Annotated in this window: 17 protein-coding genes; 4 read left to right on the top strand and 13 right to left on the bottom strand. The window is 45.9% G+C overall.

What is annotated here, in order from left to right; all coding sequences use genetic code 11:
• The 4 genes from VIM87_RS11490 to VIM87_RS11475 all read right to left on the bottom strand — a co-directional run.
• The coding region (locus VIM87_RS11490; protein WP_331997133.1) for a TlpA disulfide reductase family protein at positions 1–1,173 on the bottom strand (1,173 nt) is incomplete at its 3' end.
• Positions 1,174–1,281: 108 nt separating this feature from the next.
• The gene (locus VIM87_RS11485) at positions 1,282–1,539 is read right to left on the bottom strand and encodes a hypothetical protein (protein ID WP_331997132.1); all 258 of its coding nucleotides are present in this window, start codon (positions 1,537–1,539) and stop codon (positions 1,282–1,284) included.
• 81 nt (positions 1,540–1,620) lie between these two features.
• Entirely contained in the window at positions 1,621–3,258 is a 1,638-nt protein-coding gene (locus VIM87_RS11480; protein WP_331997131.1) for a vitamin K epoxide reductase family protein, read from the bottom strand.
• Positions 3,259–3,437: 179 nt separating this feature from the next.
• The gene (locus VIM87_RS11475) at positions 3,438–3,764 is read right to left on the bottom strand and encodes a winged helix-turn-helix domain-containing protein (RefSeq protein ID WP_331997130.1); all 327 of its coding nucleotides are present in this window, start codon (positions 3,762–3,764) and stop codon (positions 3,438–3,440) included.
• A 340-nt stretch (positions 3,765–4,104) separates the two neighbouring features.
• Between VIM87_RS11475 and VIM87_RS11470 the strand changes: the two genes are divergently transcribed.
• The 3 genes from VIM87_RS11470 (at position 4,105) to VIM87_RS11460 (ending at position 9,143) form a co-directional block, all read left to right on the top strand.
• Entirely contained in the window at positions 4,105–6,300 is a 2,196-nt protein-coding gene (locus VIM87_RS11470; protein ID WP_331997129.1) for a peptidase domain-containing ABC transporter, read from the top strand.
• 33 nt (positions 6,301–6,333) lie between these two features.
• Complete coding sequence (locus VIM87_RS11465; RefSeq protein WP_331997128.1) at positions 6,334–7,677, top strand: HlyD family secretion protein; 1,344 nt, start codon at positions 6,334–6,336, stop codon at positions 7,675–7,677.
• Between the two features lie 128 nt (positions 7,678–7,805).
• The gene (locus tag VIM87_RS11460) at positions 7,806–9,143 is read left to right on the top strand and encodes a BamA/TamA family outer membrane protein (protein ID WP_331997127.1); all 1,338 of its coding nucleotides are present in this window, start codon (positions 7,806–7,808) and stop codon (positions 9,141–9,143) included.
• Between the two features lie 143 nt (positions 9,144–9,286).
• On the opposite strand, the gene VIM87_RS11455 is transcribed toward VIM87_RS11460, so the two are convergent.
• The 6 genes from VIM87_RS11455 to VIM87_RS11430 all read right to left on the bottom strand — a co-directional run bounded on the left by VIM87_RS11455 (position 9,287) and on the right by VIM87_RS11430 (position 18,598).
• Positions 9,287–10,036, bottom strand: a complete 750-nt coding sequence (locus VIM87_RS11455) for an SDR family oxidoreductase (RefSeq protein ID WP_331997126.1) — start codon at positions 10,034–10,036, stop codon at positions 9,287–9,289.
• A gap of 39 nt (positions 10,037–10,075) precedes the next feature.
• The gene (locus tag VIM87_RS11450) at positions 10,076–12,211 is read right to left on the bottom strand and encodes an alpha-glucuronidase family glycosyl hydrolase (protein ID WP_331997125.1); all 2,136 of its coding nucleotides are present in this window, start codon (positions 12,209–12,211) and stop codon (positions 10,076–10,078) included.
• A gap of 81 nt (positions 12,212–12,292) precedes the next feature.
• A complete protein-coding gene (locus tag VIM87_RS11445) occupies positions 12,293–12,586 on the bottom strand; it encodes a hypothetical protein (protein ID WP_331997124.1) in 294 nt (97 codons plus the stop codon).
• A 139-nt stretch (positions 12,587–12,725) separates the two neighbouring features.
• Positions 12,726–14,597 carry a M1 family metallopeptidase gene (locus VIM87_RS11440; RefSeq protein WP_331997123.1) on the bottom strand — a complete coding sequence of 624 codons (1,872 nt, stop codon included), beginning with the start codon at positions 14,595–14,597 and terminating at the stop codon, positions 12,726–12,728.
• A gap of 99 nt (positions 14,598–14,696) precedes the next feature.
• Complete coding sequence (locus tag VIM87_RS11435) at positions 14,697–18,164, bottom strand: ThuA domain-containing protein (RefSeq protein WP_331997122.1); 3,468 nt, start codon at positions 18,162–18,164, stop codon at positions 14,697–14,699.
• A gap of 62 nt (positions 18,165–18,226) precedes the next feature.
• Entirely contained in the window at positions 18,227–18,598 is a 372-nt protein-coding gene (locus tag VIM87_RS11430) for a hypothetical protein (RefSeq protein ID WP_331997121.1), read from the bottom strand.
• Positions 18,599–18,841: 243 nt separating this feature from the next.
• Between VIM87_RS11430 and VIM87_RS11425 the strand changes: the two genes are divergently transcribed.
• On the top strand, positions 18,842–19,609 hold the full coding sequence (locus tag VIM87_RS11425) for an NUDIX hydrolase (protein WP_331997120.1): 768 nt from the start codon (positions 18,842–18,844) through the stop codon (positions 19,607–19,609).
• A 36-nt stretch (positions 19,610–19,645) separates the two neighbouring features.
• On the opposite strand, the gene VIM87_RS11420 is transcribed toward VIM87_RS11425, so the two are convergent.
• The 3 genes from VIM87_RS11420 to VIM87_RS11410 all read right to left on the bottom strand — a co-directional run.
• Positions 19,646–20,458, bottom strand: coding sequence for a hypothetical protein (locus tag VIM87_RS11420; RefSeq protein WP_331997119.1), 813 nt, complete (start codon positions 20,456–20,458; stop codon positions 19,646–19,648).
• A gap of 81 nt (positions 20,459–20,539) precedes the next feature.
• The gene (locus VIM87_RS11415) at positions 20,540–21,304 is read right to left on the bottom strand and encodes a hypothetical protein (RefSeq protein ID WP_331997118.1); all 765 of its coding nucleotides are present in this window, start codon (positions 21,302–21,304) and stop codon (positions 20,540–20,542) included.
• 203 nt (positions 21,305–21,507) lie between these two features.
• The coding region (locus VIM87_RS11410; protein WP_331997117.1) for an adenylate/guanylate cyclase domain-containing protein at positions 21,508–21,958 on the bottom strand (451 nt) is incomplete at its 5' end.

Raw genomic sequence — 21,958 nt, 5'->3', positions numbered from 1 at the left:
CCAGTTCATGCCGCTTGTTTTTATCATTGCTTTTAAAGCATCCATATTTTCAGGATTATCATAGGCCACGCTTACTACCTGCACCTTATCTTTAAATCGTTGGGAGATCCTTACCAGGTCCGGTATTGCGCTTATGCAAGGTTTGCACCAGGTGCCCCAGAAATCAATGAGCACATATTTCCCTTTTAGCTGATCCAGGTTAAATGGCTGCCCCGAAAGGTCCTTTGCTGTAATGTTATAGGCAATTTTGCCGGAGTCTGTGCCATAGATAACGGCGCCCCGGCCCAGGTAAGACAGGAGGAGGGTATCCCCGAAAACAGAAATGCCGGAAAACCGGTACCTCCGGTTGTGAAGGGTTAAGGTATCACCTACGGTATATGCTGCCGGCTCTTTATTTCCCGGCAGCTGTACTTGTATGCTGGTATTGGAAGGCTTATACGCAAATCTTGGCTGGTTATTGGTGGCGGCCTGTATCTTACAGGTTTTATTGTCAAGAGTAAGCAGGCCTTCCCGGTATTCATCCTGCATGCCTGCCAGGTATAGCCTTTCTTCCACGGGATTACGGTAGGTATAGTAAGATGGAAAAGGTGAAGCTTTCAGCTGAAAGGTTCTTTCATACACTTTGCCATTGTAGGCGTACTGGTAATGAACGGTTTGGCCCGGCAGGCTCTCCGGAAAGTCTTTGCTGGTGGCGGTGTCGTATTCATACACCTTTTCATCGCCGAAATCAAGGTTGTTATTTGTATCGGTGATGACTACACGTTTACCTTTGTTATTCTTCCCGGAAACAAAGAATACAAGATGTTTAATGGGGCTACGGCTTAGTTGCAGCGTATCTGCATGGTATTTCGACAAAGCTTTCATTAACATCTCCGGCTTCATCTGCCCCTGCAGGCGAAGGTATAGCTCATAAATGCCCTGTTCCGGCTGAAAGTCCAGCTGTTTGATGATCATTTCAGCCAGGTCTTTGGGTATGCCCGTAAATTTCCGGGCTGGATCAAAGTTTATATCGTTGGGGTCATTCAGCTCTGTGCTATTCAGAAAGGGAGCAAAAGGACCGTTGCCGGTTTTCGTTTCCAGGTGTATCCTGATCTCCCCGTTGCTTTGTGCATGGGAAAGCCCTGCATAAAGCAATGTTAAAGAGAATATACAGATACAAATGGAAAGCTTCATAACAATCACTTATGGGTTACTTATTCCGGGAAAACCCCACTCTGCTGAGATGCGGACCTTTTACAGATCCGGGATCCAGCAGAACTGGGGTTATGTGAGCCTGAAGGATCAGCAGTTAATAGTTTTGCCGTCACAGCTGATAGAGGTAGTGCTGTGAGTACAGTTACCGGTATCGCTGGTACATTTTATAGTGCCATTGGCTATTTCTACCCATTGGCCATTCTGGTAAACGGTTCTGTAGCAGTTTACAGAAACTTCGCAGGTGCTGCCGCCGCTGCCGCTTCCACCCATTACATTTTTCAGCTGTTGTCTTGTAAGCAGCTCAGATGCGCCGAGCTCAAGTGCCTTTAATTTCAGTTTTTTCATCTTGTTGTTTTTTTTGATAATTAGTGATTGAATGCAGCTTTACCCGGCCGGGATAAAGAATTTTAATCCGCTGCCAGCAGCTTATGCGGATAGGAAATATTTTAGATCGGAAACATTGTACATCTCCGGTAACTGGTAATTGTTGAAGAAAATAGTAGGCGTAAAAGCTATTGCTGTTTTGCTGCACCAGGCATACATGGCTTCCACCATAGGGCCCTGGGTCTCTAATTCTCCATTCACCGGGTATTTTCTTGCAAATGTTTCATAGTCTTTTTTATCTGCCAGGTACCAGTCGTCCAGGGCCTGCACCAGCATACCGGCATTTCCCTTTTGGGCAATGGCCAGCAAATGTTTTACAGGAGCCGTTTGCCGGTCGCCTTCCAGGTTGCTGGCGGTGAATATGATCTGTACCTGCAGGTCGGGGTTATTATGCAGTAATTCCTCCAGGGGTTTATGCGCCCTGGCACAGGGGCCGCAATAAGCGTTACAAACTTTTATGATCTTATTAGAGGCATCCGGGTTGCCCAGCATAATACCAAGTCCTTTACTGCTTTCTGTTAATATTTTTTGTTTTGCCAGCAGGGCGTCAAAGATCTGCGGATCGTGCTTCAGCCGCTGCAGCTCCGTTTTATGTCCCCGGCCTTCTTTTGAATGACGGTAAGCGGGCACAAACAGGTTCAGGAAAAGAACCGGCACCAGGAACGCTGTTGATACAGGTATTACCAGCTCCGTTAAAGAAGGCCCGCTTTCCATTATAATACCGGGCCAGCCGGCGGCCAGCGTAGTGGCCAGTTGTGCCGCCAGCAGCACCTGCACGGTTAAGCATAGCACACACCACTGTTTTATCACCCGCCATTGAAAATAAAGGGAGAAAATAATATAGGGCGCTGCTATTATATTCAGCCAGGAAAGTATGGAAAGCAGCTGGCTGTTTGTAATGCCTGAGAACAGCAGCGCTAACAGGCTGCCTGAAAAGTAGGTGAGGCCTATGGTGCTCCATTTTATGCCCCATATTTTTGATGCCTTTGATTGCAGCACTGCGTGGCAGCTTGCCTTTTTGTTAAAGTTGCATAGCTGGTTTAAATGCGGGTTATGACTGTCAACCTCATACCATAACAATAAAAAACCTGTTATGCAGCCCAATAATGTAATAAAGGTAAATAGCGAGGGGGCCCAGGCTGCCCTGCCATGCTGTATAACATTCAGCAGAATGGTAATAACGGTAATAACCGGTATGGCAAGTATAGCGGACAATGTAAACACATTGTTGCGCAGCTGGGCACGGCGTTTTTTAGCATAGTCCTTTTCTCCTGCCTGCTCACCGGCTTCTGCCAGCAGCAAAACTTGAGAGACCCATTTTTTTTCAAAGTCTTCCGTGCGGATGGTTTCAAAAAAATGTTTGTCAGGGTTAAAGAAACACACCGTACCGTTTTCAACGGATCGTACAACCGTGAAAACATCACGGCGGTCATTCCCTTTCAGCTGCGCCAGAAAGGGGGTGGGCATATCTTTTAAATGTGCAGCATTGCTTTTAAAAGAAACGTGCTCCACGCCATAGCCCGACAGCACATCCCCCACGCTTAGCAGGCTGGGGTAATCAGGGTGGCTTTGTAAGTCTGTTCTTACACTGGCAGCTGTTACTTTTACATTTAACTCTTTTAGCAGAATGGTTACACTTTGAACGCAGTTTTCCTTCACAGGCGCAAATAGGCGAAGCATAGGCAGCTTTTTGGTTACTTCCTTTTTACACCATAAAGTTCAAAAGCGCTACTCCGATATAATCGGAGTGTATTTCTTTTTATAATTTTTTTTGTGGGATCATTTCCGGCATGGCAAACCCGTTTCCGGCCCGAGGTGGAATTTAAATAACGTGGCAATAAAACAACCGCAGCTACTTATTACGATGCAGCGGGGTGACTATAAGAAGTGATCAGCTGACCCAGTATCGGGTACATGCCACCGTTTACTTTTTTTAATTCTTCACGGCTAAGATCTTCCTTAAATAATGAATTTACCATACGCCCTTCCCGCTCATAAAAATAGGTTTGGCGCTTGTGGCAATACCGTATCGGAAAGCCGGCCTCCTTCATTTCATTCAGGTATTCATTAATGGTGCTAATGCTTACTCCTACGCGGTTTGCCAGGTCTTTTTGCTTTCCGGTTGACTTGGTGCAGATAAGCCAATCAATGAACCTGACCTTCTCCAGATATTTCTTTAAGGACATGAGAGTAATGGTTTTTTGGGTTATTGGGAAAACCGGTTACGTACGAATAACGTGGTGTAAAAGGTTATAAGGTTATTTCAACTAAAATACACAAAAAAATAAATAGTAGGGGAAATTTGAAACAAAAGAAAAATTTTTGAGCTGTAGAAATAATCCTATTCTTTTTCTGAATTATTTTTTATAAAATTAGTATCCAATTCGGTTCAACTATAACACGTCTCAATTAACCATGACAGCAACCTCAAGCGTTATCATGAGATCATCTGTATAAAACTGAGCTATTGAATATTTTAATCACGTTTGTTTTGTGACCATTAAACATTTTGCCTAATTATTTCCTATGTCAATTAAGCGCTTCCCTTTTTATAAACAGCTTAATGCGATGGATTGCGGCCCCACCTGCCTGAGAATGATTGCCATGTATTATGGCCGGCATTATAATGCAGATACTTTAAGACAGAAAGCCGGGTTCAATAAGCAGGGCGTATCTATGCTGGGTATCAGCGAAACTGCCGAGCGCATTGGCTTGCGGAGCCGTGGCGCACGCATTACCTTTAAAAAGCTGCAGGAGGTGCCGCTGCCCTGCATTCTTCACTGGGATCAAAGTCATTTTGTAGTGCTGGTGGAAATAAATAATAAACGGGTCAGGGTAGCCGATCCCGGTAAGGGATTTGTGGTTTACTCGCCCGTTGAATTTCAGCAGCACTGGCTTTCAACAGTGAATGATGAAGGGGAGGAGGCCGGCCTGGTGCTGGTGCTGGAAGTGTCGCCCAGGTTTTATGAGCAGGAAGGAGAAAAGCAGCATAAGCTTTCCTGGAGCGCGGTAACACAATACCTGAGGCCCGGAAAGTGGCAGGTGGCGCAGGTTTTTCTTGCATTGCTGGTAACCTCGCTGATACAGCTGATTTTCCCCTTTCTTGCGCAAAGTATTGTGGATACCGGCATCAATACCCAGAACCTCCATTATATCACTATTGTGCTTATTGCCCAGCTGATGCTTACCTTCAGCAGCTCTATCGTAGAGTTTATACGCAGCCGGTTAATGATGCGCATTTCCAATATCCTTAATATATCTATCCTGTCTGATTTCTGGATCAAGCTTACCCGGCTGCCGCTTTCCTATTTTGATCTGCGGCACACCGGCGATACGCTGCAGCGTATAGGCGACCATGGGAAAATACAAAGCTTTCTTACCGGCTCTGTGCTGAATACCTTATTCTCCATTTTTAACTTCTTCCTGTATTCCATTATACTGGTAACCTATAGTACGCAGTTGTTCTTTGTGTTCATTATAGGCAGCACATTATATTTTAGCTGGATCCAGCTTTTTATGCGCATCCGCAGGAAACTGAATTATGAGATCTTCCATGTTGCTGCAAAGGAAAACAATGCAACCTTACAGCTGGTGCAGGGCATGCAGGAAATAAGAATGAACAATGCAGAGCAGCTGAAAAGGTGGGAATGGGAGAACTTACAGGCAAACATCTTCAAGCTTAATTTTAAAAGCCTTAACTATGGGCAGATCCAGCAGATTGGGGCCCTGTTCCTTAACCAGGGAAAAGATTTTGTGATCACCTTCCTGGTTGCTAAAATGGTGGTGGAGGGGCAGCTTACTTTTGGCACCATGCTGGCAGTGCAATACATCATTGGCCAGTTAAACAGCCCGGTATCCCAGCTGATCGGATTTGCGCAAGGCGCGCAGGATGCCAGGATCAGTATGGAGCGTTTAAATGAAGTGCATGAGCTGCACGATGAGGAATCCGCTGAAAAGTCGTACCTGCACCAGCTACCGGACGATAAAAGCATTACGGTTGAAAATTTATCCTTCGCGTATCCCGGCGCGGGCAACGATCCGGTGCTGGAAGATGTATCCCTGAAAATTGAGGAAGGAAAGGTAACTGCCATTGTAGGCGTAAGCGGCAGCGGCAAAACCACTTTATTAAAGCTGCTGCTTAAGTTCTATGAGCAGTTTGAAGGAGAGCTGAAAGTAGGGGCCAATAATTTAAAATATATGAGTCCCTCTTTCTGGCGCAGCCAGTGCGGCGCTGTGCTGCAGGATGGATATATCTTTAACGATACCATTGCCCGTAATATAGCCGTTGGCGATGAAATAGAAGATTACAATAAGCTGATAACAGCCTGCAGGATGGCCCAGATCCTTTCATTCATTGAATCGCTGCCGAACGGCTTTTATACAAAGCTGGGGGCCGATGGGGTAGGAGTAAGCCAGGGCCAGCGGCAGCGTATTTTAATCGCCAGGGCTATCTATAAAGATCCGCAATATCTTTTTTTTGACGAAGCCACCAATGCGCTGGACGCCAACAACGAAAAAGCGATCGTAGAGAACCTGGAAGCGTTCTTTAAAGGAAGAACAGTGGTGGTGGTAGCCCACCGTTTAAGCACTGTGCGAAATGCCGATAACATCATCGTATTGCATGACGGTAAGATCGCTGAAGAAGGTACCCACGCTTACTTATCCGCCCTGAAAGGAAAATATTTTCAATTGGTAAAGAATCAGCTGGAGCTGGGTAGCTGAGCATATTCTTTAACCCGATAAATTCCACCTGTTATGAAGAACGAAATACCTATTGATGAAGAGATCCTCGCTATGCCGCTGCGCCCCAATGGTAAAAGAAAAACCGGCGCCCGTTCTGATCTGGCCCTGGAAATAATATCGCGCAAGCCCGATTTCCTGGAAAAATGGGCGCTGCTGATCTTCCTGGGTATTTTATTGCTGCTGCTGTCAGCCACCTGGTTTATTGAGTATCCTGATATGGTAGAGGCAAATGCGATCCTGACTGCAAACCATGCACCCAAAGAGATAGTTACCAGGCAGGAGGGCCGCCTGGTGAGGTTGTTCAAGCAGAACGATGCAGCCGTATCGCAGCATGATATTATTGGCTGGATAGAGAGCACGGCCAGCCATGAGGAAGTGATTGCGCTGGCAAAACAGCTGGACAGCAGCATGGTGTTATTAGCCGGCGGCCGGCCGGATAAAGTAGCCAACCTCTTCTACCAGCACTACACCCACCTGGGAGAGCTGCAGGCAACCTACCAGCAGTTCATAGCCGGCTACCAGCAATTCAGCGATTATTTTGTAAATGGTTTTTATAACCGCAAAAAGGAAATGCTGCAGCAGGATATTTTTTCGCTTAACCAGCTCACAAAAACCGTTGATCAGCAAAGAGAGATTGCAGAGCAGGACCTGAAGCTGGCAGAAGAATCTTTTACGATGAGGGATCTGTTATATAACCAGAAGGTAATATCGAGTGAAGAGCTGCGCGAGGAAAGAAGGAAGCTGTTAAACAAACAATCCACATTGCCACAATTAAGCGCCGCAAACATTTCAAATGATAACCAGGTAAGGGACAAGCAGAAGGAAATTTTTCAGCTGGATCATGACATTGCCCAGCAGAAGCTGATCTTTGAGCAAATGCTGGAAACCCTGAGAAGTTCAGTAGACGACTGGATGCGCAGGTATTTGCTAAGGGCGCCTGTTGATGGCAGGATAGCTTTTGTAGTGCCCCTGCAGGAAAATATGTTCTTACAAACCGGGAAAGTGCTGGGATATGTGGTGCCAACAGAAACCACCTATTATGCAGAGCTGCTGCTGCCGCAAATAAATTTCGGTAAAGTTGATACCGGCATGCATGTGCAGCTGCGCTTTAACGCTTATCCCTACCAGGAATTCGGATTCATTGACAGCAAAATAAATTACATTTCAAAAGTACCTACAGACAGCGGTTTCCTGGCCACAGCAGCCATAGGCACTGCTTTGGTTACCAATTATAACAGGCCGGTGCCGTATAAGAATGGATTGAAGGCGCAGGGGATTGTTATAACCCGGAATATGACGCTGCTGGACAGGATCTATTATAACATCATAAAAGTAACCGCTGTAAAAAAATCCTGACCCCATTACATGCTACGCTAACATAATATGTACTGCTTTCGGCTTTATGCTTTCAGCTTTCAGCTCACCCTGGCATGCCGTTTGGGAGGATGTTATATCTTCAATCCGGATAACAGACTCGACATATTATGGAAATAACGAATAAAACGAAAAGGCCTTATTCGCTACTAAAATTTTTGCTGGTGCCGCTGCTGGTAGCATTTCACGGTTATGCCTATAGCCAGGTTGCTTCCCCTGTTGATACTTCCCAAACAATAGTTCCCAATACAAAGGTGCAGGAAAAAGGCCCGGCGAACGATTTCCATAAACAATACGATATCGGCGACATGATCAATGATGTGCTGCATCCCAAACGGAAAGATGATTCACTGCGTAAAAGATCGGCCATCACCGTAGTACCTAATATAGCGGCTAACCCTACCATTGGTTTCCAGCTGGGCATAAAAGCTGTAGCTGGTAAAGTATTAGGCAACAAGCCCAACACCTATATGTCGGTGGCAGCAACATCAGCCTCCATTACCACTAAAGGCATTATTTATTTTTACTTCACACATAATGTATTTACACCGGGCAATAAGTGGAATATCCAGGGGAGCCTGGTAGCCTCAAAATCTGTTACACCCGATTTTGGGATGGGCATTGGCAAGGATCCCGTAGATGGGAGCGTGGACGATAAAATACTGGCAAATGCTGACCGTAAACCCTTTGTATGGCACTCCCAGTACTATAAATTCTTTGAAAAAGTATACAGGGAGGTAAAGCATAACTTCTTTTTAGGCGGCGGTGTACAGTTCGATATAAGAAGAAAGCTGACCAACGCCAAGTACGACTCCATACAGGTACCTTATAAGATCTATAATGAGCGGTTTGGTTTTGCACAGGATCATTATTTTGCCAATGGGTTCCTGTTTAATGTGGAATATATTACCCGCGACAACCCCAACAGGGCTTATAAAGGTATGTACCTGGATGCTGGCATACGGGTGAATCAAACCTGGATAGGCAGCTCCCGGAATGCAACGCAGGTAACGGTCGATTTCCGGAAATACTTCAGCCTTTCAGCACGTAACCCGGAACATGTGCTTGCATTCTGGAGCTGGGGCTCCGGGGTGCTTACCGGCGCAGTGCCTTATTTTGAGCTGCCCGGTAACGGCAGGGATCCCAGCTTCCGCAGCGGCCGTGGGTATGTGTCCAGTTATTATAAAGGCACGCAGTACTTTTACTCTGAAACAGAATACCGTTTTCCCATAACAAGAAATAAGCTGTTTAGTGGTGTTGCCTTTGCGAACATACAAACCGCTAACGACCGGGTAGGCACCCAATTATTTGAAGTATGGCGGCCCGCTGCCGGCGCGGGTTTGCGCATCCTGTTCAATAAAACCACCCGCACCAACCTGTGTTTAGACTATGCATTTGGTATGCATGGCTCAAAAGGCTTTTTCCTGAATTTGAACGAGACCTTTTAATGTTACTCTATGTAAAAAACTATATTACTTGACCAGGATCAGGAAATTAATTTCCCCTGGACTTAAACAGCTGTAGTTGGTTCAACCGATTGCCTGGAACCAGCTTAGCCGGTGATGCAGGTACATATAGTCATCCGTATGCCTTAAAAGCCAATGGAATTACCGCCATCTACAGGCATTACAATCCCCGTAATGTAGCGGGCCGCATCTGTAGCCAGGAACAGGGCTGCTGCTCCTATATCGGAAGGCTGCCCCAGCTCGCCCATAGGAGTTCTGCCCATTGCTTTTCCCATTCGTTCCGGATCCGTGTTCAGCGCTTTGGCGCTCATTTCAGTAGCAATAAAACCAGGTGCAATGCAGTTAATGCGAATGCCTTTGGGCGAAAGCTCCGTGGCCATGGCCCGTGTCATACCTTCAATGGCCGACTTGGAGGCTGTATAGGCAATTACCTTTGGAATGCCGTACTGCGAAGCCATGGAGCTGATATTAATAACGCTGCCCTTGATATTGTTTTCCAGCATATGCCGGATCACCTCTCTTGAAATAATGAAAACAGCTGTAACATTGGTGTGCAGCACATTTTGAAAGTCTTCATCCGTTACATCGGTAAATTCCTTTTTCATGTTAATGCCGGCATTGTTCACCAGGATATCAATGCGCCCGTGCTTTTCAACAATACCGGTTACCAGCCCGGGGATGGCGGCAAAATCGTTCAGGTCGCAGGTAAGGGCTTCGCATAAAGGCCCAAGCTTTTCTTTTGCGGCAGTAAGCTTCTGGGGGTTCCTGCCTACAATAATGGTGTGGATGCCGTGCGCTACGAATTTCTCTGCGATGGCCAGGCCAATACCGGATCCGCCACCTGTTACAATTGCAATCTTTGATTGTGTATTCATGCTCATTTATGTGTTGTTTTAACGTGGAAGCTGCATCGCTTACCCATTTCCGGGTGCATATGGAAAACGCAGCCCCTTGTAGTAGTCCAGTGTTTTGCCGGGCTGCTCATACTGGCCGGGGATGGGCATTTTGGAAAAGGTCTGGAAGTACAGGAGGCAGGCATTGCGCCACCAGGTAGCTTCCTTTACCTGGATGGCCAATAACATCTGCACCTGTTTAAAACGTTCTTTATCCACCCGCCCTTCCAGCGTATTCCATTGCTGCTGCATTGTTTTTGCAGTGGCAACTCCTGAATAATAGCGGTAGCATAATTCATCCCACAGCGTTCTGCCGGACTGCATCTTAAAGTTCCAGGGAACATGATGGAACCACAGCAGGAAGGCTTCCGGGGTTGTATGCACATCCTGGAACCTTTGCTGCATGCCCGCTGCATATTGCGCCAGCGCATTGCTGCCGGTGGCTGTTCTGTCAAAGCCCAGCCCCACTGAATCGGCACGGTGATAATATACCGGGTTCCAGTCGGGCCTTCCGGCATTGGTGATCCAGGGCGCCGGGCCATAATGGTGCCCTGTGCCCATAATATGATGAAGGCCCAGCGGTGTCATATAATTCACCATGGCTTCATAGGAGGAGAGCATTATTTTTTTTGTAGTAGCTACCAGCAGGGTGTCACTGCTGAAGGTCTGTTTGATCCACTCATCTGCTATTTGTGCTGCGCTGAGCTCATAGTTCCAGGCCAGCCGGCCGAATGCATACCAGTTAGCCTGCCCGAACGGGTGCCCGGTCCAGTTACGGTCGTTGCCGATGTTTGCCACACCTGCAATGCCGGTTTGCGGGTAATGATGCAGATCGCCATCTATTATACGGGCCACGGTAGCGCCTTTGCCGCCATGGTAGGTATCTGTTTCCAGCACTTCTTTAAACAGGGGCGCTTCATATACCAGCTGGGTAGATTGTCCCAGGTACTCCTGCGTTATCTGAAACTCCATCATGAGCGGCGTTTTAGGCATAGCGCCAAAAAGCGGAGAAACAGGTTCCCTGGGTTGAAAATCAATAGGCCCGTTCTTTACCTGCAGCAGCACATTTGCGCGGAACTGCCCATCCAGCGGTTTAAATTCATTATAAGCTTGCTTAAACCGGTCTTCCGGCGATGCATTGCTGTATACGAACGCACGCCACATTACAATGCCGCCATAAGGCGCCACTGCATCTGCCAGCATATTAGCGCCGTCCGCGTGTGTTCGCTGATAGCTCTGCGGTCCTGGCTGCCCTTCAGAATTTGCTTTCACCAGGAAGCCGCCAAAGTCCGGTATCAGCTGGTATATCTCTTTTGCTTTTGCATTCCACCAGGCCTTTACCGTATCGTTCAGAGGATCGGCAGTGCTTAGCTTACCAATCTCAATAGGTGCGCTGAACCTGGCTGTGAGGTATACCTTAATTCCATAGGGGCGGAACACATCGGCCAGTGCTTTTACCTTTAATAAATAATCTTTCGTAAGCACCAGCGCATTTGCATTTACATTGGTCAGTACTGTTCCATTGATGCCAATGGAGGCATTGGCCCGGGCATAGTCAATATAACGTTGATCAATATACTCCGGCAGCGTATGCCAGTTCCAGATGGAGAAACCTGCATAACCTCTTTCCACGGTACGGTTAAGGTTATCCCAGTGGTTTAAAATGCGGTGCTGGATCCGCGGAGCGCTGGTAATGGCAAGGTGTTCAAGGCTTTGGCCGGTTTGCAGGAGCCGCAGAAAATGAAATACGCCATACAATATGCCTATATCCGTGTTGGCTGTTATAATAATACCCTGCTTTGTGCTGTTAATTGCAAAACCTTCTTTTCCAAGGTCTTCATATTTAACCTTTGGGGCAGAGAGGTTAAGCGGGGTATGCGCTTTTGTAAAAATGAGGAGGGAGCTGCCGGATGCATGATCACCGGCAGGTATCTTTTTATCCAGCAATCCTTCCAGGCCGCTGAAAAGTTCCTGCCTGGCAGCATCCAGTACAGGCGTGCCCGCCGGGAAATAAATAGTATTAACCTGGTTAAGGTAGCTGTGCAAGAGCGTTGAGTTAACGATCTTATCATAGCGTAACCAAAGCCTGTAGCCATCTTCAGCTATGGCGGCGCGGAAATACAGCAGCAGGAAAAAGAGAAGCGACCATCGTTTCATGTGGAATTTTTTATGGATCAATGACCTTTAAGGGACGATTGCCGTACAATCAGGTCAAACCGGAGGATAATAGTAGTTGTATTACCTATTTGCGAAGTGATGCTGATGGTCCTGCAGGGCACAGCTCTCCGTAGCCGGGGATGTCTTTAGTCTTTTGGCAATATCATAGATCGTTATTTCTTTATCTTCTTTCCCATTTGTCATATGATCTGTTATGAAAGTTACCAGGCTAATGTAGAAATAATTTGAAAAAGATGCGCAATCGGTTGCATGTTTTTTGAAAATGCCTGTGTTATTGGAGAATTTTCCGCTGATCTGATCTTGTGCAGCCAGCTCGTTTACCATGCTGCCGGCAGAAATTTCATTAACCGGCAAATAAACCGGTTGAGGTTCGTTTTTGTCCGCTTCAGGGTTAAACGCTTTAACCGTATAACCGTACACGTTTACCTTTGAGCCTATTAAGGTTTTACAGTAGTGTAACAGTTTGTAGGTTTAACAAATTCGCCCGGTAGTCTTACCGGGCATTGTTGTTCCAGGTATTATTGCTGCTATCCACATCCGCATCATAGGCATCTCCCAGCACCAGCTTACTGACCGCTTTTTTAGCAGTGAAGTCCAGGGTAATAGTGCGGTTGCCTTTTTCCCAGCAGGCAATATCCCGGCTAATGGTTTCCGTTGCGCCATCTTTATAAAAAATGGTGAGGTGCACCGGAATAATTCCTTGTCCCCTGCGTGTAATGACTACCGTATATTTATATTGCTGATGAGTAACTTTCTCTATAGCAAGATCAGGAACATTTTTTTCAAAGAACCAGTTTTGCCAGAACCAGTTAAGATCAACCCCGGCGCCTTTGTTCAGGCAGTAAAAAAGATCATAAGGTGTTGGATGTTTGCCCTGCCATTGGCTGATGTAGTGATTCATGGCTTTATAAAACAGCTGGTCGCCCAGCATTTCCTTTACATAATGAAAGCCCAGCGCGGGTTTAAGGTCTTTGTTTGAAAACCGCGCCTTGCCGTAAAGCTGCGGCGTAAGGGTCATGATGGGTACATCCTGGTCTGTACCGGCGCTGCTGTTCACAGGGCTCAGGTCATAAACGTCCACAACATCAGGCGTAATTTCTTTTTGCAGCGTAAATTCCGAAAAAGTAGCCCAGCCCTCATCCATAAAAGAATATTTGGTTTCGTTGGTTCCCACCAAAAAGGGGAAAAGGGTATGGTAAATTTCATGCGCTGTAAACGCAACCGCTTCCGTACCCTCAAATGGTAAATTATTCACCATCATAGGATATTCCATTGCATCCAGGCCTTCAAAAATAGTTTCATGCGGGTATGGAAAGGGGAGGCCCGGCACTTTAGTGCTGATCAGGTCAACGGTTTTCCGGGCATAATCAACAACCGGTTCAAAGCTTTTATGTTGGGGATTATAAACAGCATCCACCCGGGTCCTTCTCTTTGTTTTGGGGTCAACCACCAGGCTGGATGCTTTCCATACATAATGGTTACTGGCAGCAAAAGCAAAGTCTGTAACATTATCCGCCTCAAAGATCCAGGTGTTGGCAGGATGGTTAAGCGTGATATTATGTGCTGCAAGATCAGCGCTGGTGATAATATCTGTGAACCCATCACTTTGTGCTGCGGTTGCTATCCTTTCAATTATTTCAGGTTTATATACGGCTGCAGGGTTTTGCAATTCACCGGTGGCCCAAACCTGGTAGTCGCCGGGAAGAGTGATGCTGACCTTAAAATCACAATAGTCGTTATAAAACTCCTCCTTGCCGGCATACGGATATTCGTTCCAGCCATCTATGTCATCATAAACAGCAATGCGGGGGAAAAAATAGGCGATCATAAAAGCGCCTGTATCAACCTGGCCGGTGCGTACAAAGGAAGTTTTATTTACCTGGTAGCCATAGTCAATGTCAAAATGGGCACTTTGTCCGGGCAGTATTGTTACACCTTTCACATACATATTGGTGCCCCTGATCAGCAGCTTTTTGCTATCAACAAGGTTATTGTTAACAAGCATTTTTTTGATTTCAACACCTTTGGTCAGATCTTCAGGTAATACCGGGACATTGCGCATGGCCTGCGCCTGGTAGAGATTTGGATAAAGCTTAAAAATTACCTGCCTGAGCGTATCAGGACTATTATTCGTGTAGTTAGCATCCACATTCCCGGACAGCGCATTTGTATTCGGATCAAAGGTTACTTTGATAGTATAGCTGCCTTTGTTTTGCCAATAGGCTTTACCGGGAGATCCATTGGCATTCCGGGTCTGTTGCAGATAAGCCTTTTTGAAATTGACGGCAACCGGCAGCTGCTGCTGTCCCATTGCCATGGTAATACCCAGGATGGTAAAAAGAAAAGTAAAGCTGAAATAATGCATGGGGTTTAAAGATACGAATTACGGATTATCAATTACGAATGAGGTACTGCAAGCCTTCAGATTGCATAATCCGTAATTGATAATCCGTAATTCTCACTGTTATTCCTGGGTGCTGGTGGCGTCTTCTGTTTTAAACGCAGTATTCAATACAATCATTAACGATGTGCCTTGCTGGGCTTTCGGATTGCTGAATACAAGGTATATATCATGTACGCCTTCAGTGGGTGTAACTTCAAGCGATACCGGTTTTCCGCCAAAGCTCAGCGCGCCGCCGCCTGCGTCGCCAATAAAGGCCGTTTGGCCAAGCAGCTTCCCGTTTGGAGTATCTATATGTAATTCAATAATACCTCCGGCTGCATTTAGCTGCGCTTTGGGAGCCATGGCAGTTATATCAATGCGTTTAATAGCAGTAAGGTCAATTTGTTTTAAGCCTATATAGCTGCCGGATTTTGAAGGGATCACAAAGTTATTGCCTTCATAGCTCATTTTGGTAGCGTCTGTTACCACATCATACCTGGTAGGATTAATATTAGGGCTGCGCAACGTGAACGCCCCTTCCGCCGGGATCCCGGGCAGGCCGTTGGAACCTTTATCGGTATAGGCTGCACGGAAAAGGTACATACCCTGGCCTTTGTCATTGGGTTGCTGTTTGGTGGTATAAGTCCCTTCCACCGGCAGTGATCTCACTTTGGGTTTGGGCTGTGAAAGGCTCAGGATATACTTCACCATTTCTGCAGCATCTTCCGCTGCAAGCTGTGGGTGCGCCGCCATCGGCACATCGCCCCAAACGCCTTTCCCGCCGGAGATCACCTTCCTGGTTAGCTTTTCAACTGCATTTGTACTGCCTTTATATTTTGTGGAAACAGCGAAATAGGAGGGACCAATGGACTTTTTATAATCTCCGTGGCAGGTGCGGCAATCACTGGCCTGGATGAGCTTTAAGCCTTTTGTTACGTTCACGGCTTCATCTGCAGTGCGGTGCCCCTGTACAATTTCTGCTTTGTCAAAACCTTCTGCCAGGTAATCGATATTCACCGCTACCTGCGAGGGTTTTATTCTTGCATTGGCCAGGGAGCCATCTTCCTTATCTTTTACCTCCACCTGGTAGTGATAGGTTTTGTTGGGAACGTAAAAGGTCTTATTGCTCTTGCCAATATTGAAAGATACTACCGGCGGCTCATTGCCTGCGGTTAGCTCCATAGATTGGGATGACAGGCCGCCTTTATTGTCAGATACGGTTAGCGTAGCCTTATATACCCCCGGCTTTGTAAGCGTAAGCGTTGCATCCGGTTCACTGATGGTTTTCGTATAACCGTTCTTAGAGGTGATCTTCCAGGAGTATTGTAAGGGATCGCCGTCCGCATCTTTTGTTCCTTTGGAGGAGAGGTTTACGGTAAATGGAAGCGCGCCGCCCATCTTGTCGGCATTGATGATCGTTTCCGGCTTCCGGTTGCCTGCATTGTATTCAATGCGTATCAGCCTTGCATCGTCATTGGCAGTAAACCAGCCGGTGCCATATTCAAGCATGTACAGGTCCCCATTGTCTGCAAACTCCATATCCACCGGGTTGCTGAATTTATAGCTGGGCATTACTCTTTCCATAGAAACATAGCGTCCGTCCTTATCCATGGTTACGGCCATGATCCATCCGCGCATCCATTCATAGATCAGTAATTTTCCATTATAATAAGCCGGAAAAGCATGCACTGCATTTTTAAATGCAGCGCTGTAAAACACCGGGCCGGCCATAGCGCTTCTGCCTCCGGTACCTACCAGCGGAAACTCTTTGGACACGCCATAGGGATACCAGATAAAAGCGTTTTGCGCCGGCGGCAGCTCTTTTAAACCGGTGTTGTTAGGTGAATTATTGACCGGCTTAAGCGGGTTAAATATTTCGCCGGGTTTATTGGCCGCAAAATCAAAATGGTTATAGGGTTTGTTATCTCCTACAAAATAGGGCCAGCCATAATTGCCCGGTTTTTTTGCCTGCCCTATTTCATCCTGTCCTGCCGGGCCTTTCAGCGAATCGGGGTCATTTGCATCCGGGCCTACTTCCCCCCAGTATAGGGTGCCCGATGTTTGATCAACAGAGATCCTGAAGGGGTTCCTGTTGCCCATCACAAATATTTCCGGCCTTGTTTTATCGGTTCCTTTAGGAAAAAGATTGCCTTCCGGAATAGTGTAGGTGCCTTCCGGCTGCGGGGTGATGCGTAAGATCTTTCCACGCAGGTCGTTGGTATTGGCGGAGGATTTTTGTGCATCCCAGGGGCCGGCTCCCTGCCGTTCATCAATAGGGGCATAGGCCGTTGCCCGGGGGCTGGTATTATCGCCTGTGGATAAGTAAAGGTTTCCCTGCTTGTCCCAGGCAATAGAACCGCCGGTATGGCAGCATTGTTCCCGCTGGGTGGGCACTTCCAGCATTACCTTCTTTGACTGCATATCCAGCACATCGCCCTTCAGCGTGTACCGCGTTAAAATATTGGCACTTTTTACAGGGTCGGAGTAATACAGGTAGATCCAGTGGTTTTTAGAGAAATTGGGGTCTTTGTTTAATCCCAGCAAGCCGTCTTCCGCCTCTGACACCTTGCCTTCTTTGTCTTTATATTTTGTGCTTACAGCAATGGTAGCAATGGTTTTAAGCTGTTTGGTCTTTAAGTTATACAGCTTTACAGCGCCATGCCTTTCAATGAATAAAATGCGTCCGTCGTTTAACACGCTCAGCTCCATTGGTTCGTTCAGCTTTTCGGCAAGCACCACTTTTGAAAAGCGGTTTTCTTCCGGTTTTGCTTTTGAATAATCCAGTGCAGCCGGTTTGTCGCCACCCATTACGTAATGTAATCCTTCCCATACATGATCCAGGAACAGCGGCTCAGCATAGGTTTCATTGGTATGCCCCATATTGGTATAAAAAGAGCGGCCACCGTCAAAATCATGATACCAGCTCATGGGATGGTTAGCGCCGTTCTTGCCGCCGCGGTAAGATGTTTCATCGATCTTTACCAGCACATGGATGGAAGTGTCAATTTGTTTGAAGCTGTAAAACTCATCGCTGCGCTCAAACTGCTCGGGCATTCCTTTGGTAGCAAAGCTGTTCTTATCCACTACATAGTATTTCCCTTTTTGAACATTGTCCGGCATGGGGTGATTGAGGAAATAAGCACCCACCAGCTTTCCGTACCAGGGCCATTCATATTCGCAATCTGCCGCGGCATGGATGCCAAGGTAACCGCCACCAGCCTGTATGTACCGTTCAAATTCCAGCTGCTGGGCATCATTCAATACATCGCCGGTAGTGCTCAGGAACACTACGGCATTATACTTTTTCAGGGTTGCTGTAGTGAATTGCGCCGCATCTTCAGTAAAATCTACTGCAAAACCTTTTTCGGCTGCCATTTTTGAAAAAGCTGCTTTTCCTGCGTCAATGGATGGATGCCGGAACGCTTCTGTTTTGGAGAATACCAGCACACGCTGCGTTTGCGCATGGAGGGTGTTTGCAAGGAAAAGGAGTAATGACAGCGCAAGGGTAAAAGCGGGCACGGTCTTTTTTACTGCACCAGGTAGTTTCATAACTGTTATTTTGAACGTGGTAATCAGGCTGTTGTGGTTAGCGGGTTATTTTTAGCGCGATGTTATTTCCGGCGTTCGCCTTCCGCATCAAACATATTCATAAGGCTTCCGGTTACATGGTCTTCATCTTTACGCGTTAAAAGAAGGTTTACATTATAACCCTGTGCAGTAAAGTTAAAGGCAATCTCATTATCCTTCAGTGTAACGTCCGTGAGCTTTGATATTTCTACACCAGTGGTATCCTGTGCCACACCGGCAATAGAGTCGTTCTTTTGTTCCAGAAGAAAGAACACCCGGGCATCGCCATTGGGCGTGCCTTTGAAAAGCACACTCCATTTGCCGGCAAAATAATCAGCCCCGGCTTTAGATTGGGCGCCTGCATTTAAAACACCCAGGAGAAGGATCCCGGTTAAAATAGTTGCTGTCTTTTTCATTTGATTAATTTATGGTTTATCAGAAGGGTTTAGTTAATTATAAACAGGAAGGCCTGGCAGGGTAATCAGTGAATACAGGACTGGTACATTATTGTACGTGGAACTCAGGTGGCAATCTATGGCTGCAAAACAATAAAACAACCTATATTGTATCACTTTGATACAATAATAAGGATTTTATGTTTTTTTCAAAAAAATATTTTCACTTACCTTAATTTAGGGGCAGTTAAATGATGCTTGAATATGGGGAACCAGCATGAAGGGGACGTTCGTGGGTTAAAAGAAGGGATCCGGGAGTTTATGGAAACCGCTCCTGCTATTTATATGCCCGGACTCTCCGTGGACACGGTGATCTTTGGCTTTCACAACGATAAGCTGAAAGTGCTTTTGCTGCGATTTGCAAATACGCCCTACTTTGTATTGCCGGGAGGATTTATTAAGAAAGAAGAGAACCTGGACGATGCAGCCCTGCGCATCCTGCAGGAAAGAACCGGCCTGCAGGATATTTACCTGGAACAATTTTACACTTCCGGCAATACCAGCCGCTCAAAAGAAACCGTTGCAAAGGAAGAGCTGCAAAAGATCATCGGCAAAGCGCAATGGAGCAACTGGTTTGACCAGCGTTTTGTTTCCGTATGCTATTATGCCCTGATAGATGATACAAAAGTAAAGCCTGAAACAGAGATCTTCTTTACAGAGTTTAAATGGTTCGATGTAAATAAGCTGCCCAAGCTGTTGTATGATCATGATCTTATTATCAAAAAAGCATTAAGCCGCCTGCAGTCAGACCTGGATAAAAAGTTGGTAGGTTTTAACCTGATGAGTGAAACCTTTACCATGGGGCAATTGCAGAAGTTATATGAGGCCGTGTATCAGAAGAAATTTGTGCGTACCAATTTCCAGCGAAAGCTGCTTAGCCTGAATGTGCTGGAAAGGCTGGAAAAACAATATACTGGTAAAGCGCATAAAGCGCCTTTCCTGTATAGGTTTGTTACGGGGAGTAATGAATAATTAATAATTAAGAATGAATAATTAAAGGATTATGTATTATGAAAGGTATTTTTCCGGATCAAAAAGAATGGTGAACATCAATTCCTCTTTGCTGTTATTGGCTCCATAAAATGCATGCCAGCCTTGTGGCTCGCCAAAATGTTTTACAAAGTTACTGGTGCAAAAATCCTTAAATTTATCCATGGTATCTTTTAAAGCATTCTGTAATTCTTCAGCGGTCCTTAACAGGCGTTCATACAGGTAGTCGGCAACAGCTTTGGTTGGAGCATCCATGGTTGCTTTAAAGGGAAAATAGTCCGGATATAAGCAGGCCTGCTTATGAAGTAAAAGGGAAACCTTTAAAACGGTAGGTTGAAAGGTTTTGTTGTGACGATAATGTTCAACCAGCATTCGCCTTTTTGAATCAGCCAGGTACTTTTTAAATTCGGATCTCAGGAAATCTACTTTCTCTCTCACGTAAAAGAAATTGGAGCTGTATCTCCTCAGGTCGTTACGCAATGCCGGGATGAGTGTTTCCTGGTAATAAACCATCCTTTCTTCTACAGCGTTTAATTGAGATAAGTATTGCTGGTCGTAATCAATTAAACTTTTTTCAATTTGTTTTATACGGGCCGGCTTCCCTGATAGATAATCTGCAAATTGAGCAGGTGTTAAAATTTCCTGGAATTTATCCTGCTCATAGTCCAGCTCTTCCCAGGCTGAAAAGAAATACGAAGAAGAGCCTGAGCTTTTTTCTGCTTCATATGAAAGCACTTTTTCGGCTTGCTGGTCGGTGAGCTCAATGCCCATTTTTCCTTTGAATTGGGTCTGCAGAAATCTTATTTGCGATTCATAATATTGATGTGTCATAGTATATGTGCTAATGTTTGATTATTAGTAATGCTTTCCAACTTCTTTTTCCATTTAACCAGGCATAATGCACCCCTCTTTTCACAAACTATTCACCTTTAAACCCAGGCTGCGCAGATCCTGCTGTATGGACCGTATAGTGGCCTGCAGCTCGTTAAACATATTTGCCAGGGAATGCAGGTCGTCAGCGGTAGAAATACCCCCTTTATCAAAAAAAAGTGTTTGATCGGCAGGGTTTATTTTGCCATTAAACTCGTATTGCTGCCACCTGTTCTTAATCGTTTCAATTAAAGAACGGTCCCCTGAATTACTGAATGCTTTTTCATTCAGGATCTTCCAGATGGCAGGAGGGAAGGCCTGGTCGGCATTATCGTTGTTCCAGATGTTTTTCAGCAGGCTTCTTTTAAAGGCGATGGATACCCGTTTCCCTTTTGGATTAATAGTTAAAGCGCCCAGGCCTGCGCTGGTAAGGCCTCCGGCAACACCTGCCGCGGTGCTGGCATCATTTTTCAGGGCAACAGTAGCTACCGTTGTGAGTGCGCCTACTACAACAGAAGCCACGGTAAGCCTGGTATTCCTGTTACGGTTAATATCATCCACATAGCTGGCCAGTTGATCAATGCGTTCACCATTGCAGTCCAGTTCTGCTACGATGGCTTCCAGCTCGGTACCGGTTAACAAAAGCCGGTCCGTGATCTTTTGTTTGCACATCAGTAAAGTTAATGTGTCTTTCGCCTCATAATACGCCGCTAAATGCGGTGCAATACCGGTTATTTCGCTTAGCAGCAGATCATGTTTTGATAAGTGGGCGTTAAGGATGCTGTCCTGCCCCGGAAATTTTTGCACAGCTGCGTTTAACGCTGAATAATCATACTGAATATTCGGCTCACAATAATTTGCAGTAAGGCTTTTGATCTTTGCGCTTTTTAAAACAGGTGAGCAGGAAAATAATATGGTTGATATAATAAGTACAATGATCGTTTTTAAATGAACCATACCGGAAACATTGTTATGTTGCTAAAAGTATTTACTGTCTTTCCTGTAGATGATCAGGAAATCGTATAAAGCGCTACCTTTTCATCTCTGCCTCTTAATTCACTCTCCCCCAATGATCTAATTTGAAATTGGGAATGGAGGGTCAGCTTTTTTATCAAACTGTCAGAAATGAGTATGTCAACCTGGTAGGTATTGCAAAGCCCTTGTATCCGTGCCGTTGTATTTAGCACATCACCCGTAAAGATGATCTCCTTTTTTATAACCCCTATTTCTCCGGTCGTCACTTTTCCCAGGTGAAACCCTGCTTTGAACGCAGGCAGCAAGCCGAATTGCTGATGGTATTTCCCGCTTTGCCTGCTGATGGCCGCTTTCATGGCAAAAAAACATTGGATACAATTATTATTGCTAAGCCCATTTTTTAAATTCCAGGAAACAACCATTTCATCGCCAACATATTGATAGATCTCGCCTGAATACTGTACAACCGGATCGGACAGATCGGAG

This window comes from Chitinophaga sp., from assembly GCF_036569125.1.
In the GTDB taxonomy this organism is placed as follows: Bacteria; Bacteroidota; Bacteroidia; order Chitinophagales; family Chitinophagaceae; genus Chitinophaga.
This window is presented reverse-complemented; position numbering and strand designations above follow the sequence as displayed.

Excerpts from the sequence above, each read along its gene's own strand:
- VIM87_RS11485 (WP_331997132.1), bottom strand. The coding sequence starts at position 1,539 with ATGAAAAAACTGAAATTAAAGGCACTTGAGCTCGGCGCATCTGAGCTG.
- VIM87_RS11420 (WP_331997119.1), bottom strand. The coding sequence starts at position 20,458 with ATGACACATCAATATTATGAATCGCAAATAAGATTTCTGCAGACCCAA.
- VIM87_RS11430 (WP_331997121.1), bottom strand. The coding sequence starts at position 18,598 with ATGAAAAAGACAGCAACTATTTTAACCGGGATCCTTCTCCTGGGTGTT.
- VIM87_RS11475 (WP_331997130.1), bottom strand. The coding sequence starts at position 3,764 with ATGTCCTTAAAGAAATATCTGGAGAAGGTCAGGTTCATTGATTGGCTT.
- VIM87_RS11460 (WP_331997127.1), top strand. The coding sequence starts at position 7,806 with ATGGAAATAACGAATAAAACGAAAAGGCCTTATTCGCTACTAAAATTT.
- VIM87_RS11455 (WP_331997126.1), bottom strand. The coding sequence starts at position 10,036 with ATGAATACACAATCAAAGATTGCAATTGTAACAGGTGGCGGATCCGGT.
- VIM87_RS11435 (WP_331997122.1), bottom strand. The coding sequence starts at position 18,164 with ATGAAACTACCTGGTGCAGTAAAAAAGACCGTGCCCGCTTTTACCCTT.
- VIM87_RS11440 (WP_331997123.1), bottom strand. The coding sequence starts at position 14,597 with ATGCATTATTTCAGCTTTACTTTTCTTTTTACCATCCTGGGTATTACC.
- VIM87_RS11480 (WP_331997131.1), bottom strand. The coding sequence starts at position 3,258 with ATGCTTCGCCTATTTGCGCCTGTGAAGGAAAACTGCGTTCAAAGTGTA.
- VIM87_RS11470 (WP_331997129.1), top strand. The coding sequence starts at position 4,105 with ATGTCAATTAAGCGCTTCCCTTTTTATAAACAGCTTAATGCGATGGAT.
- VIM87_RS11450 (WP_331997125.1), bottom strand. The coding sequence starts at position 12,211 with ATGAAACGATGGTCGCTTCTCTTTTTCCTGCTGCTGTATTTCCGCGCC.
- VIM87_RS11465 (WP_331997128.1), top strand. The coding sequence starts at position 6,334 with ATGAAGAACGAAATACCTATTGATGAAGAGATCCTCGCTATGCCGCTG.
- VIM87_RS11425 (WP_331997120.1), top strand. The coding sequence starts at position 18,842 with ATGGGGAACCAGCATGAAGGGGACGTTCGTGGGTTAAAAGAAGGGATC.